The organism is Pandoraea communis, from assembly GCF_902459745.1.
Classification (GTDB): Bacteria; Pseudomonadota; Gammaproteobacteria; order Burkholderiales; family Burkholderiaceae; genus Pandoraea; species Pandoraea communis.
In genome coordinates, this window is the sequence record NZ_CABPSJ010000004.1 from 330,533 (window position 1) to 347,844 (window position 17,312).

16 protein-coding genes are annotated in these 17,312 nt (G+C 61.9%); 14 read left to right on the forward strand and 2 right to left on the reverse strand.

The features are described 5' to 3' along the window. The first annotated feature begins 103 nt into the window (after positions 1–103). The 13 genes from rpoE (at position 104) to nagZ (ending at position 12,877) form a co-directional block, all read left to right on the forward strand. Positions 104–703 (forward strand): RNA polymerase sigma factor RpoE, encoded by a 600-nt coding sequence (rpoE, locus tag PCO31110_RS16175; RefSeq protein WP_010805230.1) that lies wholly within the window; start codon positions 104–106, stop codon positions 701–703. 38 nt (positions 704–741) lie between these two features. Continuing rightward, positions 742–1,443 carry a sigma-E factor negative regulatory protein gene (locus PCO31110_RS16180; protein WP_010805229.1) on the forward strand — a complete coding sequence of 234 codons (702 nt, stop codon included), beginning with the start codon at positions 742–744 and terminating at the stop codon, positions 1,441–1,443. Then, positions 1,444–2,502 carry a MucB/RseB C-terminal domain-containing protein gene (locus PCO31110_RS16185; RefSeq protein WP_010805228.1) on the forward strand — a complete coding sequence of 353 codons (1,059 nt, stop codon included), beginning with the start codon at positions 1,444–1,446 and terminating at the stop codon, positions 2,500–2,502. 130 nt (positions 2,503–2,632) lie between these two features. Beyond that, positions 2,633–4,117: a DegQ family serine endoprotease gene (locus tag PCO31110_RS16190; protein WP_010805227.1), complete on the forward strand. Its 1,485-nt coding sequence runs from the start codon at positions 2,633–2,635 to the stop codon at positions 4,115–4,117. 12 nt (positions 4,118–4,129) lie between these two features. Then, positions 4,130–4,375, forward strand: a complete 246-nt coding sequence (locus PCO31110_RS16195; protein ID WP_010805226.1) for a glutaredoxin family protein — start codon at positions 4,130–4,132, stop codon at positions 4,373–4,375. 188 nt (positions 4,376–4,563) lie between these two features. Then, entirely contained in the window at positions 4,564–6,369 is a 1,806-nt protein-coding gene (gene lepA, locus PCO31110_RS16200) for a translation elongation factor 4 (protein WP_010805225.1), read from the forward strand. Positions 6,370–6,387: 18 nt separating this feature from the next. Continuing rightward, positions 6,388–7,302, forward strand: a complete 915-nt coding sequence (gene lepB, locus PCO31110_RS16205) for a signal peptidase I (RefSeq protein ID WP_010805224.1) — start codon at positions 6,388–6,390, stop codon at positions 7,300–7,302. A gap of 275 nt (positions 7,303–7,577) precedes the next feature. Then, positions 7,578–8,582 (forward strand): ribonuclease III, encoded by a 1,005-nt coding sequence (gene rnc / locus PCO31110_RS16210; protein WP_150690876.1) that lies wholly within the window; start codon positions 7,578–7,580, stop codon positions 8,580–8,582. A 57-nt stretch (positions 8,583–8,639) separates the two neighbouring features. Next, positions 8,640–9,533: a GTPase Era gene (gene era / locus PCO31110_RS16215; RefSeq protein WP_010805222.1), complete on the forward strand. Its 894-nt coding sequence runs from the start codon at positions 8,640–8,642 to the stop codon at positions 9,531–9,533. Beyond that, positions 9,520–10,518 carry a DNA repair protein RecO gene (recO, locus tag PCO31110_RS16220; protein WP_150690877.1) on the forward strand — a complete coding sequence of 333 codons (999 nt, stop codon included), beginning with the start codon at positions 9,520–9,522 and terminating at the stop codon, positions 10,516–10,518. The genes era and recO overlap by 14 nt, the downstream gene beginning before the upstream one ends. Further along, positions 10,515–11,276: a pyridoxine 5'-phosphate synthase gene (pdxJ, locus tag PCO31110_RS16225; RefSeq protein ID WP_010805220.1), complete on the forward strand. Its 762-nt coding sequence runs from the start codon at positions 10,515–10,517 to the stop codon at positions 11,274–11,276. Before recO ends, pdxJ begins: the two co-directional genes overlap by 4 nt. A gap of 42 nt (positions 11,277–11,318) precedes the next feature. Next, the gene (gene acpS, locus PCO31110_RS16230) at positions 11,319–11,837 is read left to right on the forward strand and encodes a holo-ACP synthase (RefSeq protein ID WP_150690878.1); all 519 of its coding nucleotides are present in this window, start codon (positions 11,319–11,321) and stop codon (positions 11,835–11,837) included. After that, positions 11,834–12,877 (forward strand): beta-N-acetylhexosaminidase, encoded by a 1,044-nt coding sequence (gene nagZ / locus PCO31110_RS16235; RefSeq protein ID WP_150690879.1) that lies wholly within the window; start codon positions 11,834–11,836, stop codon positions 12,875–12,877. Before acpS ends, nagZ begins: the two co-directional genes overlap by 4 nt. A gap of 119 nt (positions 12,878–12,996) precedes the next feature. Here nagZ and efp read toward each other — a convergent pair whose 3' ends face one another. Further along, entirely contained in the window at positions 12,997–13,554 is a 558-nt protein-coding gene (efp, locus tag PCO31110_RS16240; RefSeq protein ID WP_010805217.1) for an elongation factor P, read from the reverse strand. Positions 13,555–13,694: 140 nt separating this feature from the next. Then, the gene (gene earP / locus PCO31110_RS16245) at positions 13,695–14,936 is read right to left on the reverse strand and encodes an elongation factor P maturation arginine rhamnosyltransferase EarP (RefSeq protein ID WP_150690880.1); all 1,242 of its coding nucleotides are present in this window, start codon (positions 14,934–14,936) and stop codon (positions 13,695–13,697) included. A gap of 136 nt (positions 14,937–15,072) precedes the next feature. On the opposite strand from earP, the gene uvrC reads away from it, so the two are divergent. After that, a complete protein-coding gene (uvrC, locus tag PCO31110_RS16250; protein ID WP_150690881.1) occupies positions 15,073–17,307 on the forward strand; it encodes an excinuclease ABC subunit UvrC in 2,235 nt (744 codons plus the stop codon). Positions 17,308–17,312 lie beyond the last annotated feature (5 nt).

A 17,312-nucleotide genomic window follows, 5' to 3' on the forward strand; every position in this document is an offset into this window, starting at 1 on the left:
GTGCGGCGTCACAGACACTTCCAAGCCATGGCAGCCAACGCTGCCGTGGTGCAATCGGGCCCGTCAGGGCCTGGCAGCCAGAGAAAATACGGATCCAAATCAGGTGAGTGAACGAGAAATCGACCAAGCGCTCGTTGAGCGCGTGCAAAAAGGCGACAAAGCCGCCTTCGAGCTATTGGTCGCGAAATATCACCGCAAGATCATCCGCCTCGTATCACGGCTCGTGCGCGACGCCGCCGAGGTTGAGGATGTGACGCAGGAGGCCTTTATCAAGGCCTACCGGGCTTTGCCGCAGTTTCGCGGTGAATCGGCGTTCTATACCTGGCTGTATCGTATTGCTGTCAACACGGCGAAGAACCACCTGGCTACGCAGGGACGCCGTGCACCGACTTCGACTGAAGCGAACGCTGAAGAAGCTGAAACTTTTGCCGAGGCCGATCAACTAAGGGATATCAACACGCCTGAGTCGATGCTGATGAGCAAGCAGATTGCTCAAACGGTCAACACAGCGATGGAGGCTTTGCCCGATGAGCTTCGAACGGCAATTACCCTGCGGGAAATCGAGGGTTTGAGCTACGAAGAGATCGCCGAAGCCATGGGGTGCCCGATCGGAACGGTCCGTTCGCGAATTTTCCGGGCGCGTGAAGCGATTGCCAGCCGGCTCAGGCCGCTGCTGGACACGCCTGACGGTAAGCGCTGGTGAGCGCGCCGCCGGGAAAGTTATTTTCGTTGGGGGATATCATGGGATCAGCGACGGTGCAAACGCGGCGGGGGCTGCAAGCCGAGCGGATTTCCGCGTTGATGGACGGGGAATTCGATCCGGACGAGCTGGCCGCTCTGCTGGATGAGGCTGACGCCTTGGGTCGGCCTCTGTGGGGCGACTACCATCTGATTGGGGACGCGCTGCGTTCCGATGAACTGACACTGCCGCGTTCGGAGTCGGCCTTTATGGCGTCCTTCGCAGCACGTCTCGACGCCGAGCCGCATTTGCTCGCCCCGGCTGCACTGGCCGACGCTCCGACAGTCACCGCACAAGGTGCTAATGCGGCGGGTTCGCGAGTTGCTCGTATCAATCCGTTCCTGCGCGTACGCCGCGTGTTGCCGACGGCGGCTGCCGCCGCTGCGGTTGCCGCGCTGTCGTGGGTCGTGGTGCCGCGTCTGCAGGATCATCCGGCAGGTGGCGCACAACCGCAGGTGCTCGCTCAGAACGTTGCACCGGCGACGGCTGCCGGAGGCTCCAGTCTCACTCGCGTAGCGCTTTCGCAGCAGCCCCAGGCTGCTACGGCTGCCAACGGCGCGAGCGCAGGTGTGCCGAACGATCTGATCGTGCTGCGCGACGAGCGTCTCGATCAGTATCTGGCGGCGCATCAGCAATATGCCCCGACACCGATCGGCCAGAGCGTATCCCCTTATATGCGAGCCTCGGCGCAAGCGGACGAATAAATGCAGCGTCTGAGTATCGAATCCTTACCGCGTGCGCCCTTGGGGCGCACTTTCTTCCTGTTCGCTTTCCTGCTGGCGACCACGCTGCAAACGCAAGCGTGGGCACAGGCTTCCGCGCCGTCCGTCGATCCGTTGGTCGAGCGGCGTGAAGTCAGCGCGTGGCTCAACAAGATCCATCGTGCTGCGCAGACGCAAAATTACGTTGGCACCTTCGTTTACCAGCGTGGTTCGACCATGCGCTCGTCGAAGATCAGTCACTTCGCCGATAAGAGTAACGAGTACGAAGAACTTGAGACGCTCGACGGACGTCAGCGCCGCATTCTTCGTCAGAACGAAGATGTCTACACGCTCATTCCCGAGCAGAAGACCGTCTTCCAGGAAAAGCGAGAGAGCAAGGATTCGTTCCCGGCATTGCTCGCCACACCCAATCGCGACGTGCTCGATTACTACGCACCGAAGGTGCTGCCCAATGAACGCATGGCAGGCTTCGACTGTATGGTGATCGAACTCACGCCGAAGGACGAATACCGCTTCGGCTACCGTTTGTGGGCCGATCGCAACACGGGGCTGTTGTTACGCGCCCAGACCCTTGATGCCGAAGGTCACTTGCTCGAGCAAGCCGCGTTCTCGCAGATTTCGATCGGTGTGCCGAGCGAGAAGGCGCGTATCGTGCATGCGATCCAGGCCACGCATGGCTGGCACGTCATCAAGCCGCAGATTACGGCCACGCGACTGTCCGACGCTGGCTGGAGTATCGACGTCGACAAGAAGGTGCCGGGATTCAAGTCGGTGCGTGAGGTACGTCGAACGATGCGTTCAACGGTCGACGGGAAACCGCTGGAAGTCCAGCAGGTGGTATATTCCGACGGCATGGCAGGACTTTCGGTGTTCATCGAGCCGGCCACGCGGGAACGCAAGGAAGGCCACGGTAACGCCGGCGCGACGAATATCCTCATCAAGCGCTACGGCGATTTCTGGCTGACCTTGCTCGGCGAAGTGCCGCAGGCCACATTGCAGCAGTTCGCTTCCAGCATCGAGTACAAACAGCCGGCGAAGTGACCGGCTGTCGGGTGGGCCGCGACCGGCGACGGTGCGGTCCGGACAGCGAGGCGCACAAGAGACGCGATGCCGTGTCGGGTGCCGGACTGTCCTCAGAGATTCCGAGACTATCGCGCACCACGATCTTCCAATGAAGAAGACCCTCCTGCTTCGTGTCATCCTCGGCGGCGCCATTGCCGCTCAATTGGCGGGAGCGCCTGCCGCCTTTGCCGCACCGGCTTCGGCGTCGACCGCACCGCTCGTTACCAATCTTCCCGATTTCACCCAACTCGTCGAGCGCGTCGGCCCGGCCGTCGTGAATATTCGGACGACCGAGCGTGTCAGCCGCAATCAGCGTGGCCTGCCGCCTGGCGTGGACGACGACATGGCGGAGCTGTTCCGCCGGTTCTTCGGCGTCCCGCTGCCGCAGCCGGGTCCGAAGGGCGGTACGCCGCGACGCGGTCAGCCCCAGCCGGATGAAGAACAGAACAGCGGTGTCGGTTCGGGCTTTGTCGTCTCGGCCGACGGCTACATCCTGACCAACGCGCACGTCGTCGATGGCGCCGACAGCATCTACGTCACCCTCACCGACAAGCGCGAGTTCAAGGCGAAATTGGTCGGCGCAGACAAGCGCACAGACGTTGCCGTAGTCAAGGTCGACGCCAAGGATCTGCCGACCGTGCCGGTAGGCGATTCCAACAGGCTGCGTGTCGGCGAGTGGGTGGTTGCCATCGGCTCACCGTTCGGCCTTGAAAACACGGTGACGGCGGGTATCGTTTCGGCCAAGGGCCGCGATACCGGCGATTACCTGCCGTTCATTCAGACGGACGTGGCTGTGAACCCCGGCAATTCGGGCGGCCCGCTCATCAATATGCGTGGCGAGGTCGTCGGTATCAACTCGATGATCTACAGCCAGACCGGCGGCTTCATGGGCATTTCGTTTGCGATTCCGATCGACGAAGTCATGCGCGTGGCCGACCAGCTCAAGAAGAGCGGCAAGGTGGTGCGCGGCCGGATTGGTGTCGCGATCAGCGAGGTCAGCAAGGATGTGGCCGATTCGCTGGGCCTGCCGCGTGCGCAGGGTGCGCTCGTGCGCAGCATCGAACCGGGCAGCCCAGCCGAGAAGGCCGGCGTGCAGCCGGGCGACATCATCATGAAGTTCGAGGGCCGCGCCGTCGATCATGCAACGGACCTGCCGCGTATGGTCGGCGAGACGAAGCCGGGTTCGTCCGCCACGCTGCAAGTGCTGCGCAAGGGCAAGAATCAGGATCTGCGCATCACGATCGCGGAAGCGGACACCGATGCGCCGAAGGCATCGAAGGCACAGAGCGGTAGCGCCGATACGCCGCATCCGAACGCGCTGGGTCTGGTGGTCTCCGACCTGACCGAAGCGCAGAAGAAGGACCTGAAGCTGCGCGGCGGTGTGCAGGTCGAGCTGGCGGAAGGCCCGGCGGGCCGGGCGGGTCTGCAGCAGGGCGACATCATCCTGCGTGTGGGCGATGCCGACATCGTCAGCGCGAAGCAGTTCGAGGACGTAGTCAAGGCGCTGGATCCGAAGCGTCTCGTGCCGATTCTCGTGCGTCGCGGCGACGCCACGCAGTTCGTGCCGCTGCGCCCGCGCGCACCCGGCAAGTAATCCCGCAGTGTCATGACTGCGCCGGCGCTGACCCTTTACGGCCGCAAGTGGTGTCATCTTTGCGATGACATGCTGGCGGCGTTGGAGGCGATGCGTCCGGCGTGGAATTTCTCGGTGACGGTTGTCGATGTCGACAGCGACCCCGCGCTTGAGGCGCAGTACGACGAGATCGTGCCGGTGCTTGCGCTGGACGGGCGCGAGCTGTGCAGGTATCGTTTCGACGCAGCGGCGGTCGCTGCTGCATTGCAATCGGATTGACGTTGCGCCACACCACCATTCCTCGCACGACCTCAGAACCTTCCCGCCATTACCGATGTAGCGCCGTGATCCGCGCGATTCCAGACGGAATCGGTGTACTTTCGGCTAAAATGTCGTGTTTGCCGATTCTCTCGAAGGCCGCTGCCGAGCCGAATCCGATGGCACCGACTTTTCTATAGCCCCGCCTCATGGACCATATCCGCAATTTTTCGATCATCGCCCACATCGACCACGGGAAATCCACCCTGGCCGATCGCATCATCCAGTTGAGCGGCGGTTTGTCCGATCGTGAAATGGAATCCCGAGTCCTCGACTCGATGGACCTCGAGCGTGAGCGTGGCATCACCATCAAGGCACAGACGGCCGCGCTGCAATACAAGGCGCGCGACGGCAAGATCTATAACCTGAACCTCATCGATACGCCGGGACACGTCGACTTCTCGTACGAAGTGAGCCGCTCGCTGTCCGCGTGCGAAGGCGCACTGCTCGTGGTCGACGCTTCGCAAGGCGTGGAAGCGCAGACGGTCGCGAATTGCTACACGGCAATCGAGTTGGGCGTGGAAGTCGTGCCGGTGCTCAACAAGATCGACCTGCCGTCCGCCGAGCCGGAAAACGCGATTCAGGAAATTGAAGATGTCATCGGCATCGAAGCCGTCGACGCGGTGCGCTGCTCGGCCAAGACCGGTTTCGGCGTGGAAGATGTGCTCGAGTCCCTCATCGCCAAGGTGCCGCCGCCCAAGGGCGACGCGAGCGCCCCGCTTCAGGCGCTGATCATCGACTCGTGGTTCGACAACTACGTGGGCGTGGTGATGCTGGTGCGCGTGTTCAACGGCACGCTCAAGCCGAAGGAAAAGATTCAACTGATGGCCACCGGCGCGACGTATCCGGTCGAGCAGGTCGGCGTGTTCACGCCGCGCTCCCAGCAGCGCGACTCGTTGTCGGCCGGTCAGGTGGGCTTCATCATCTCGGGCATCAAGGAACTGCACGCTGCCAAGGTCGGTGACACCGTGACGCACGCGCTCACCACCACGACCAAGCCTGCGCCGGAACCGCTGCCGGGCTTCAAGGAAGTCAAGCCGCAGGTGTTCGCCGGCCTCTACCCGGTCGAGGCGAACCAGTACGACGCACTGCGCGAATCGCTCGAAAAGCTCAAGCTCAACGATGCCTCGCTGCAATATGAGCCGGAAGTCTCGCAGGCCCTCGGCTTCGGGTTCCGTTGCGGCTTCCTCGGCCTGCTGCACATGGAAATCGTGCAGGAACGTCTGGAGCGCGAGTTCGACATGGACCTCATCACCACGGCCCCGACCGTGATCTATGAGGTGATCGAACGCGACGGCACGCTGACGACGGTGGAAAACCCGTCGAAGATGCCGGACCCGGGCCGAATCGAAGAGATTCGCGAGCCTATCGTCACCGTCAACCTGTACATGCCGCAGGAATATGTCGGCGCTGTGGTCACGCTGTGCCAGCAAAAGCGCGGTGTGCAGATCGATATGCAATACCACGGCCGTCAGGTACGTCTGATTTACGAAATTCCGATGGCCGAAATCGTGCTCGATTTCTTCGACCGTCTGAAGTCGGTGTCGCGCGGCTATGCGTCGATGGACTACGAATTCAAGGAATATCGCACGTCCGACGTGGTCAAGGTCGACATGCTGATCAACGGCGACAAGGTCGATGCACTGTCGATCATCGTGCACCGTTCCGAGAGCCGTCGCCGCGGCAGTCAGGTGGCGGCGAAGATGCGGGAAATCATTCCGCGTCAGATGTACGATGTGGCGATTCAGGCGGCTATCGGCGCGAACATTATTTCCCGTGAGAACATCAAGGCATTGCGTAAAAACGTGCTGGCGAAGTGCTATGGTGGCGACATCACGCGTAAGAAGAAGCTGCTTGAGAAACAGAAGGAAGGTAAGAAACGCATGAAGCAGGTGGGGAGCGTCGAGATTCCTCAGGAAGCGTTCCTCGCCATTTTGCAAGTCGAAGACAAATAACGTAGCGACAGGTCCCGCATGAATTTCGCCCTGATTCTTTTGATCCTGGTGCTGGTGACCGGGGTGGCCTGGGTGGCCGACAAGTTGGTGTTTCAACCGGCGCGCCGCCGGGCAGCACAGGACGCTATGGCGCAATTCGATCAGCAGCAGCTTTCGTTGCAGGGTTCCGGCGTTCAGGGCTCTGGCACGCAGGATGGCAATGCGCTTTCGAGCGCCCGCGCGAAAGTGCGTGACGACAAGCTGCGTCAGCCGTGGTGGCTTGAGTATTCGGCGAGCTTCTTCCCGGTGATTCTGGCGGTGTTCGTGCTGCGCTCGTTCGTGGTCGAGCCGTTCAAGATTCCGTCCGGCTCGATGATTCCGACGTTGCTCGTCGGCGATTTTATCCTCGTGAACAAGTTCGACTACGGGATTCGTCTGCCGGTGATCAACAAGAAGATCGTCGAACTGGGCGAGCCGAAGCGCGGTGACGTGGTGGTGTTCCGCTATCCGAAAGATGAGTCGATGGACTACATCAAGCGCGTGATCGGCGTGCCCGGCGACGTGGTGGCGTACGAGAACAAGAAGCTCACCGTGAACGGTCAGCCGGTACCCGAGACGGCCATGCCGGATTACTTCGACGACGAGCACATCGCCTACTTCAAGCAGTTCGAAGAGACGGTGGGCGGCGTGAAGCACCGCATTCTGAACGATCCGAACGTGCCGCCGTACATCATGGGGGCCGACGACTTCCCGAACAAGCAGAACTGCCAGTACAACAGCCAGGGCGTGATCTGCAAGGTGCCTCCGGGCAACTACTTCATGATGGGCGACAACCGCGATAACAGCGCGGACAGCCGTTACTGGGGCTTCGTGCCCGAACAGAACATCGTGGGCCGGGCATTCTTCATTTGGATGAACTTCTCGAACCTCAAGCGCCTGGGCGGCTTCCAATAAGCGTTCGGTTCATTGGGGCGGGCATCTCTCTGGACTAGGGTTTGATTAATGCGGAAATTGATGTGAAATCATAAATTTCCGCATTATTATTTCAAAAATTAAAATAAAAGATGCGATGGGGGCGAGACCTAGGGGAGATCGATTCGTCGTCACCTCGGAAATGTCTAATCCACTCGCCTCACGCGAGTCTGAAAAGCCCGCCGGACGGCGGCTAAGCCCGTCGTTTCTTGGCGACGACGCGCGCCGGGGCGGGAGCGTCGCGCTATACTTGCGCCATGTCTCAATCACTGAACCAACTGGAAGAACGTCTCCAGTATCGTTTCCACGATGCGGAATTGCTTCGCCAAGCACTGACGCATCGTAGCCATAGTGCCGCCAACAATGAGCGGTTGGAATTCCTCGGCGATTCCATTCTGAATTGTTCGGTCGCAGCGATCCTGTTCCGTCGCTACGGCAAGCTCGACGAAGGCGACCTTTCGCGTGTGCGCGCCAATCTCGTCAAGCAACAGTCGTTGTACGAAATTGCGCAGACGCTGGGTGTCTCCGATTTCCTGCGCCTGGGCGAGGGTGAACTCAAGAGTGGCGGTTTTCGCCGTCCGTCGATTCTGGCCGACACGCTCGAAGCGTTATTTGGGGCGATGTACCTCGACGGCGGTTTCGACGCAGCGTATGCGGCGATCGAGCGTCTGTACACGCCGGTGCTGGAACATGTCGACCCGAAGACGCTTGGAAAAGACGCCAAGACGCTGCTTCAGGAATATCTGCAAGGTCACAAGATCGCATTGCCGCAGTACACGGTGATTGCGACGCATGGCGCGGCACACAACCAGCAATTCGAGGTGGAGTGCACTGTGCCGAAACTCGACATCAAGGTCGGTGGCTCAGGGGCAAGCCGACGTGCCGCCGAGCAAGCGGCTGCCAAGAAGGCATTGGAAGAAGTGCAGAAGATGCCGGCGCTCGCCAAGCCGAAGGCCGAGAAGAGCGCCAAGGCTGCGAAGAAGCGTGCCGCGAAGGCCGCAGCTTCCGAGGCGAAGAAAGCCGGGCAGATGAGCACCGCGCAGCCGGTCGAGGCGCGGGAGCTGAAGGACGCGAAAGACACGAAGGACGCTAAGGAGCCGAAGGACACCCGTGAAGCCGCCGTCGGCTCGGGCAGCGTTCCGGCCATGACGGCATCCGCCAGTAACGGCTCGACTCGCCCCGCGGCAATTCCTGCGGAGAAGAGCGCAGAGAAGACAGCCGAGAAGATCGACGCCGCCAAGCAACCCCCGGCAGCCGCCTGAGCCCCATTCAAGGGGACGGTGCGCGGCGCCGGCCCCCTATCAAGAGAGTTCCCAACCATGAACGATAAGACGGATTTTCGCTGCGGGACCGTGGCGATCGTCGGGCGTCCGAACGTCGGCAAATCGACGCTGCTCAACGCCCTCGTCGGTCAGAAGATCAGCATTACGTCGCGCAAGGCGCAGACCACGCGCCATCGTATTACCGGCATTTGCACCACGGACGACGCGCAATACATCTTTGTCGACACGCCCGGCTTTCAGACCCGTCACGCGACGGCACTGAACCGCTCGCTCAATCGCGCCGTGACGTCGACACTCTCCAGCGTCGACGTCGTGCTTTTCGTCATCGAGGCAGGCAACTTCGGTCCGGACGACGAGAAGGTGCTCAATCTGCTGCCCGAGAACACGCCGGTGCTGCTCATCGTCAACAAGCTCGATCGTATTACCGATAAAGCGAAGGTGTTGCCGTTCCTGAAGACGATGGGCGAGAAGTGGAATTTCCGCGAGATCGTGCCGCTTTCGGCGAAGCGTCCGGAAGACATCAAGCGCTTGCCGGGCATATTGCGCCCGTACCTGCTAGAGGGCGATCCGATCTACGGCGAGGACGATCTGACCGATCGCAGCGAGCGATTCATGGCGTCTGAAATCCTGCGCGAGAAGGTATTCCGTTGGACCGGCGACGAGTTGCCGTACACCAGCACGGTCGTCATCGACAAGTTCGAGCAGGAAGGCAATTTGCGCCGGATCTTCGCGACGATTCTGGTCGATCGCGATAATCACAAGGCGATGATCATCGGCAACAAGGGCGCCAAGCTCAAGCAGATTTCCACCGACGCGCGCGTCGATATGGAGAAGCTCTTCGACGGGCCCGTGTATCTGGAAGTCTGGATCAAGGTCAAGGGCGGTTGGGCCGACAACGAGGCCGGCCTGCGGGCGTATGGCTACGAGTGAACTCGACACTGCACGTGACGAAATTGCGACGCCGGACGACGTAACACCGGCGGCAAGCAACGCGTCGGTCGCCGATGCACCGCGTGTGCCACGCGCCGGGGCAACCGGGGCGCGTCCTGCGCGCCAAACGCGTGGTGCGCGCACGCGGGGTGTGGACGACGAGGCGTCGGAAGCGTTCCAGCAAGCCGAGGCCAGTACCGAGACCGTCAGGCGCGAGACTAAGCGCGCGCGGCGTGCGCCGTCGCCCGCCCGGGCCGCCGAGCGCGAACAGAGTCGCATCGCCGAGCAACCCGGCTTCGTGCTGCACAGTTATCCCTATCGCGAAACCAGCCTGATCATCGACGTGCTCACGCGCGATCACGGTCGTATCGCTCTGGTGGCAAAGGGCGCCAAACGCCCGCACTCTGCGCTGCGCGGCGTGCTCCAGACATTTCAGCCACTCTCGCTCGCCTGGCTCGGCAAGGGCGAGTTGCGCACGCTGACCAAGGCCGAGTGGGTGGGGGGCTTACGTCCGCTCGAAGGCGATGCGCTGCTGTCCGGCTTCTACCTGAACGAATTGCTGGTGAAGTTCTGTGCGCGCGACGATCCGCACGACAAGCTGTTTCAACACTATCTGACGACGCTGCACCATCTCGCGCACGGCGAGCCGGCGGGCATCATTCTGCGGGCATTCGAGCGCGTGTTGCTGCGCGAGACCGGATACGCTGTCGCGTTTGACCGTTGCACCCAGACGCGCGGCAAGGTGGTGCCCGAGCGCCGTTACGTGTTTCATCCCGACTGGGGCGTGCGCCCGGCGCGCGGCGACGAGCCGTCCGATTGGCCGATCGTCATCGGGCAAACGCTGCTCGACATGGAACAAGACGACTACTCCCGGGCGCAGACCGTGCAGCAAAGCAAGCTGCTCATGCGCTTTCTTCTCAACCACCATTTGGGCGGCGTTCCGCTCAATACCCGGCAGATCCTGCTCGACCTGCAAAAACTATGAGCCTTTTCTTCCACGGCAACCCCATCGCCCTTGGGGTGAACATCGATCACGTCGCGACGGTGCGCAATGCGCGCGGCACGGCTTATCCCGACCCGATCAAGGCGGCGTTGCTGGCCGAAGCGGCGGGCGCGGATGTCATTACGTTGCATTTGCGTGAAGACCGCCGCCATATTCGCGACGACGACGTGACGAATCTGCGCGACAAGCTGCTCACGCGCATGAACCTCGAATGCGCCGTGACGGAAGAGATGCTGGCGATTGCGTGCCGCGTGAAGGCGCACGACGTTTGCCTGGTGCCGGAGCGCCGTCAGGAACTGACGACCGAGGGCGGGCTGGACGTCGTAGGTCTGTACGACCGTGTCGCTGCCGCTACGCAACAGCTCAGCGAAGCGGGCAGCCGCGTGTCGCTTTTCATCGATCCGGACGAAGCGCCGATTCGCGCTGCCGCTCGCATGGGGGCGCCGGTCGTCGAACTGCACACCGGGCGTTATGCCGAGGCGCACGACGAGCAAACGCGCGAGGCCGAGTTTGCTCGCATCGAACGTGCTGTTGCACTGGGTCTGTCGCTGGGGTTGCGGGTCAATGCCGGTCACGGTCTGCATTACGAGAACGTGCAGCCGATTGCCGCCATCGAAGGCATTGCCGAACTGAATATCGGACACGCAATCGTGGCCCACGCCATTTTTGCCGGCTGGGAGAACGCCGTGCGCGAGATGAAGGCGATCATCGTGGCCAGCCGCATTGCGGCGCGCGGCTGAATCGCAACGTTGCGCGATCAGACCCATTATCAGGCACCGCCCATGAGCGATTCGACGTCATCGTCGTCCTTGTCCCCAGATACGCCACCGCAGAGCGGTAACGCTGCTGCCTCCGAGCCGGGCGCGACAGCGATGTTCGGCGTGGGCACCGACATCCTCCAGATCAGTCGCGTCGTGGGCGTGATGACGCGTACCAACGGGCGGTTCGCCGAGCGCGTACTGGGGCCGGAGGAACTCAAGGTCTACTACGCTCGTCAGAAGCGATCCGAAGTTCGCGGACTCGCGTATCTGTGCACGCGCTTCGCCGCCAAGGAGGCCGTATCCAAGGCCATCGGGCTGGGTATGCGCTGGCCGATGACGTGGCGTGCTGTGCAAACGCTCAATGCGCCGTCCGGCAAGCCGTTCGTGGTGGCCTCGGGCGAGTTGGTGCAGTGGTTGGCTGAGCGGCAACTGTCGATCGAGATTTCGATCACGGACGAGAAGGAATACGCGGTGGCATTTGCGATCGCGTCACGTAATTTAGGCAACATTCGCAATATCGCATCGGAGAAAACGCAATGACGAAGCGCAGGCCGGGCCCGGTGATGTTGGACGTCGTCGGGCTGACCCTCAGCGAAGACGACATCCGCCGCATCGACCATCCGTTGACCGGGGGTGTCATCCTGTTTGCCCGCAACTTTGATGACCGCACGCAACTGTGCGCGCTCACGAAGCAGATTCGCGACGTGCGCGACGACATCCTGATCGCTGTCGATCATGAGGGCGGGCGCGTGCAGCGTTTCCGTACCGACGGTTTCACGCATCTGTCCGCGATGGGCAAGCTGGGCAAACTCTGGCATGAAGACGTGTTCAAGGCGACGCGCGTGACGACGGCCGTGGGCTATGTGCTCGCGTCAGAATTGCGTGCGTGCGATATCGATCTGAGTTTCACGCCCGTGCTGGACCTGGATTACGGAACGTCGACGGTGATCGGTGATCGCGCGTTCGATGCCGATCCGCGCGTGGTGGCCATGCTGGCCAAGAGCCTGAATCACGGCCTGCTTCTCGCCGGGATGGCGAACTGCGGCAAGCACTTCCCGGGTCATGGCTTTGTGGCGGCCGATTCGCACCATGAAATTCCGGTCGACGAGCGCTCGCTCGACGAAATTCTCTCGATCGACGCACAGCCGTACGACTGGCTGGGCATGTCGCTCGCGGCGGTCATGCCGGCGCACGTGATTTATCCGCAGGTCGATCCCAACCCGGCAGGCTTCTCGGCCAAGTGGCTCAAGGAAATCCTGCGCGGCAAGTATGGTTTCGATGGCGTGATTTTCAGCGACGACCTGTCGATGCAGGGCGCGAGCGCCGCGGGGGATGTCGTCACGGCCGCGCATGCCGCGCTGGAAGCGGGGTGCGACATGGTGCTTATCTGCAACAGCCCGGAAAAGGCGGATCGCCTGCTGCGTGAAATGAAGTCGGCGCCCGATACCGTCTCGCAGCGCCGCATCAAGCATCTGAAGGGCCGTGGCAAAGTGCATGGCTGGGAAAAGATGCTTGACCAGCCGGAGTACCAGGCGGCGAAGCGTCTGATCGCGCAGACGTTCGGCGGATACGTCGCGTAAGTCCGTCAAACGCCGGACCTTCGGTGCAAATAAAAAGCGCTCGACCCCTTGGGGGGCGAGCGCTTTTTTGTTACCTGACGGCCGCTTCGCCCGAAGGCGTCACGGCAATCCGCCGTCGCTTAGACGCGGCTGCGGTACTCGTCGGTACGCGTATCGATTTCGATCTTGTCGCCGGTGTTCACGAACAGCGGCACCTGGATTTCCAGCAGATCGTTGATCTTGGCGTTCTTCAGAACGCGGCCCGACGACGTGTCGCCCTTGACGGCCGGTTCGGTGTATTCCACAACGCGCACGAGCGAGGTCGGCAGATCGACCGAGATGGCCTTGTCATTGTAGAAAACGACTTCGCATTTCATGCCGTCTTCCAGGTACTTGATCGCGTCGCCCATGTTTTCGGCTTCGACTTCGTACTGGTTGTAGTCGGCGTCCATGAACACGTACATCGGATCGGCGAAGTACGAATAGGTCACTTCCTTCTTGTCGAGCACGACGACGTCGAACTTGTCGTCTGCCTTGTACGAGAATTCGCCGCGACCTTCGGTCAGCAGCTTCTTGTACTTCATCTTCACGACGCTGGAGTTACGACCCGACTTGACGTATTCGGTCTTCAGCACGACATTGGGCTCACCATCGATCATGACGACGTTGCCGACGCGGAGTTCTTGAGCGGTTTTCATAAAAAAACGAGATCCTGTGACGAAATAAGCGATTTGCCGCTTGTTTGAGCGCTTCCATACGCCCATTCGCCGCTTGATTCCCGCGTCCGCCCGGAACGATCCGGGGCAGCAGGTTCAGCAGCAAAGCGTTGAAAAACCAGCTATTTTACCTGAATTTCCGCGAAGCTTGCCAACTGTCGCGCTAGATCCGGACGGGCTGCCTGTGCATTTGCCCACGCGCGGGCGTGGCGATTCAGTTCCGGCAGCGCGGCAGCGAGCGCCGGCCAATCGGGCGCGGTGCTCGCGTAGCCATTCCAGAGATGCCAGAAAGTGCGCAACGCCTCGCGCGCGCCATGCGACAGTGAGGCCGCGTCGGGCGTATCGTCTTGCCGATCCGTCAGATATCGACTGAGAAAGGCGTCAAGCTTCCCATGATGGGCATTCTCGTCCTGCGGATAGATATGCCAGACGAACGGCTTCGCCGCCCACTGTGCGCGTACGAAGGAATCTTCTCCGCGCACGAAATTGAGGTCGCAGGCCCAGAGCAGTGCATCGAACTCGGTTTGCGGGACGAACGGCAGTCCGTACACCGTCAGCGCGCCTCGGGCCGCTGACTCCCCGGGCGCCAGCACCTCACGACCGAACCAGGCGCCTACGGCGGGTGCGATACGCCCTTGCGGCACGAGGCAGACGATAGGCGTTGCGCTGTCGGCCCACTGCGTGAGCAACGCCGCAAGCGCGGGGTTTTCATACGCGAAGAGCGATATGACCAACGCATCCTTCGGTGCGGCGGGCAGGCCGAGTGTGCGCTGCCACCAGGCGTCGCGCAGTTCGGGAGAGGCGAGAAACGCGTCGCGCCGGGAGAACAATTCCCGTTCCCGGATGAGCCCGCCGGTGCGTTCGGTGAAGCCGGGGAAGAAGAACGCTTTCAGCAGCCCCAACTGCGGGTGGAGCGACTTTTGCAGATGACAGCCGTCTACCCAGTCTTCCGCGCTCAGATACTCAAGATTGATCCACACCGGCGCGTTGCCTGCCTTCTTGCGCGCGTGCATCGCTTGAACGCAGACGTCGGGAATATTGCAGGCAAAGGCTTCGATGACGATATCGCCCGGCGCGTTGTCGTCGGTGATGGGCCCAAAGTCGGCATTCCAGCGGCGCACGTCGACGCCGTCGCAGCGTTGCCGGGCCAGCGACGGATCGATGTCGGGACGCAGGTGGCGGAAGCTCGTCAGATCGTCGACCCAAAGCCTGATCGACCAGCCGTGTTCGCGCACGAGCTGCCGGGCGAGCCGCCAGCACACGCCGATATCGCCAAAGTTGTCGACGACGGTGCAGAACAGATCGCAGCGCGGCACCAGAGGTAAGGCGCTTGATGCTGGAGAGGAGGCGGTAGGCAGGGACATTGAGAAGCGGCGACGCGGATTGGTCTAAACTTCGGATTCTAGTCCCTGCGACGCGTAACGATGTGGTCGCGGAAGCTGCAAACGGTGCCATGCCTGCATCCATTCGCGCCGGGGGACGTTCAGATTGCCAGAGTTCATGACCGAAGACGCCCACGACGTCACGCCAACGCGCAAGTCCCGCAAAGCGAAATCCGTCACCGTTGCGGACGTCGCGCCACCTTCGGCGCCGACCGCGCCGGAGCACGCGAGCGCGCCGTCGTTCGATGTCCGCAAAGTGCTTGCCCAGTTGCCGAATCTGCCCGGCGTCTACCGCTATTACGACACGTCGGGCAACGTGCTGTACGTCGGCAAGGCGCGCAATCTCAAGAAGCGGGTGTCGAGCTACTTCAACAAGACGCAACTTTCTCCGCGCATCGCGTTGATGGTCGCGCGCATCGCGAAACTGGAAACGACAGTCACCCGTTCGGAAACCGAGGCGCTGCTGCTTGAGAATAATCTGATCAAGGCGCTGCATCCGCGTTACAACATTCTGTTTCGCGACGACAAGTCGTATCCGTTCCTCAAGCTCACCCAGCACAAATATCCGCGCATGGCGTATTACCGGGGTTCGGTGGATCGTCGCGGGCAATATTTCGGACCGTTCCCCAGCGCGTGGGCGGTGCGCGAGAGCATCCAGATCCTGCAAAAGGTGTTCCAACTGCGGACCTGCGAGGACTCCGTTTTTGCGAATCGCACGCGGCCGTGTCTGTTGCATCAGATCGAGCGATGCAGCGCGCCGTGCGTTGGTGCCATTCGGGACGAAGACTATGCGCGCGACGTGCATAACGCGGCGGCGTTCCTTTCCGGACGTCAAAAAGAAGTCCTCGGCGCGCTCGAAGAGAAAATGATGACGTACGCCGACGCGCTTCAATTCGAGCAGGCGGCCGTGGTGCGCAACCAGATGCAGGCACTGTCCGGCGTGCTTCAGCAACAGTCCGTCGAAACCGTTGGGGATGTGGATGCCGACATCCTCGCCGTCGCCTACGCGGGCGGCCGTGCGTGCGTGAACCTCGCGATGGTTCGCGGTGGACGTCACCTTGGCGATAAGGCGTATTTCCCGGCGCATGTGGAGCGCGGCGTCGAAGGTGGCATCGCGGATGAGTTTGAGGAAGACGACGTGGTGACGCCGGCATCGCCGGATGCAGACTCGGACGATTCCGTGCTCGCCGCTGACGAGATCTCGGGCGACGTGCCGTCGGACAGCCCGTCGGCGTCGCTCGAATCGCGATTGCTCGAGGCCTTTGTCGCGCAGCACTATCTGGGGCAATCGGTGCCGCCGGTGCTGATCGTGAGCCACGCGTTGCCGAGCGACGAGTTGCTGACGGTGTTGTCCGAGCAGGCGGGGCGGCGCATTACGATGGTGCGTCAACCGCAGGGGCAACGACGTGCGTGGCTCGATATGGCGCAACAGGGGGCGCAGCTCGCGCTTGCGCGCCTGTTGACCGAGCAGGGCAGCCAGCAGGCGCGCACGCATGAACTGGTGCAGACCATCGGGCTCGACATCGACGATCCGGCGCTGCTGCGTGTGGAGTGTTTCGACATCAGCCATACGCAGGGAGAAGCCACGCAGGCGTCGTGCGTGGTGTTCCACCATCACAAGATGCAGACGAGCGAGTACCGCCGTTACAACATCGCGGGCATTACGCCGGGCGATGACTACGCGGCGATGCGTCAGGTGCTCACGCGCCGGTACGGCCGGCTGATGGAGGCCGCCGCAGCAACGGTGAGCGGCGCGGCAGATCCGTCATCCGTGGCGGCCGACGTGGCGCGAGCCGAGGCAGATACCGTGGTGTTGCCGGACAGCGAGGCAATGACGCCGAGCGGCGAGTCCATCGAGGCCGGCGTGCCGGCGGTGGCTGCGCCGGAGGCTTCCGACGTGGAGGCCAATCTGCCGCAGTTGGTGCTGATCGACGGCGGCAAGGGGCAGGTCGAAGTGGCGCGTCAGGTGTTCGTCGAACTGGGGATCGATATCGGTCGATTGGTGGGTGTGGCGAAAGGCGAGGGCCGCAAAGTGGGCCTCGAGACGCTGATTTTTGCCGACGGACGCGCGCCGCTCGAACTGGGGCGCGAGAGTGCGGTGCTGATGCTGATCGCCCAGATTCGCGACGAGGCGCACCGCTTTGCGATTACGGGCATGCGGGCCAAGCGTGCGAAAGCGCGTCAGACCTCACGGCTCGAGGAAATCGAGGGCATTGGCGCGAAGCGCCGCCAGCGGTTGCTCATGCGGTTTGGCGGGCTGCAAGGGGTGGCGTCGGCCAGTGTCGACGAACTGGCCAGCGTCGAAGGCATTTCGACAACGCTCGCCGAGCAGATCTATCGTCAACTGCACTGACCCCC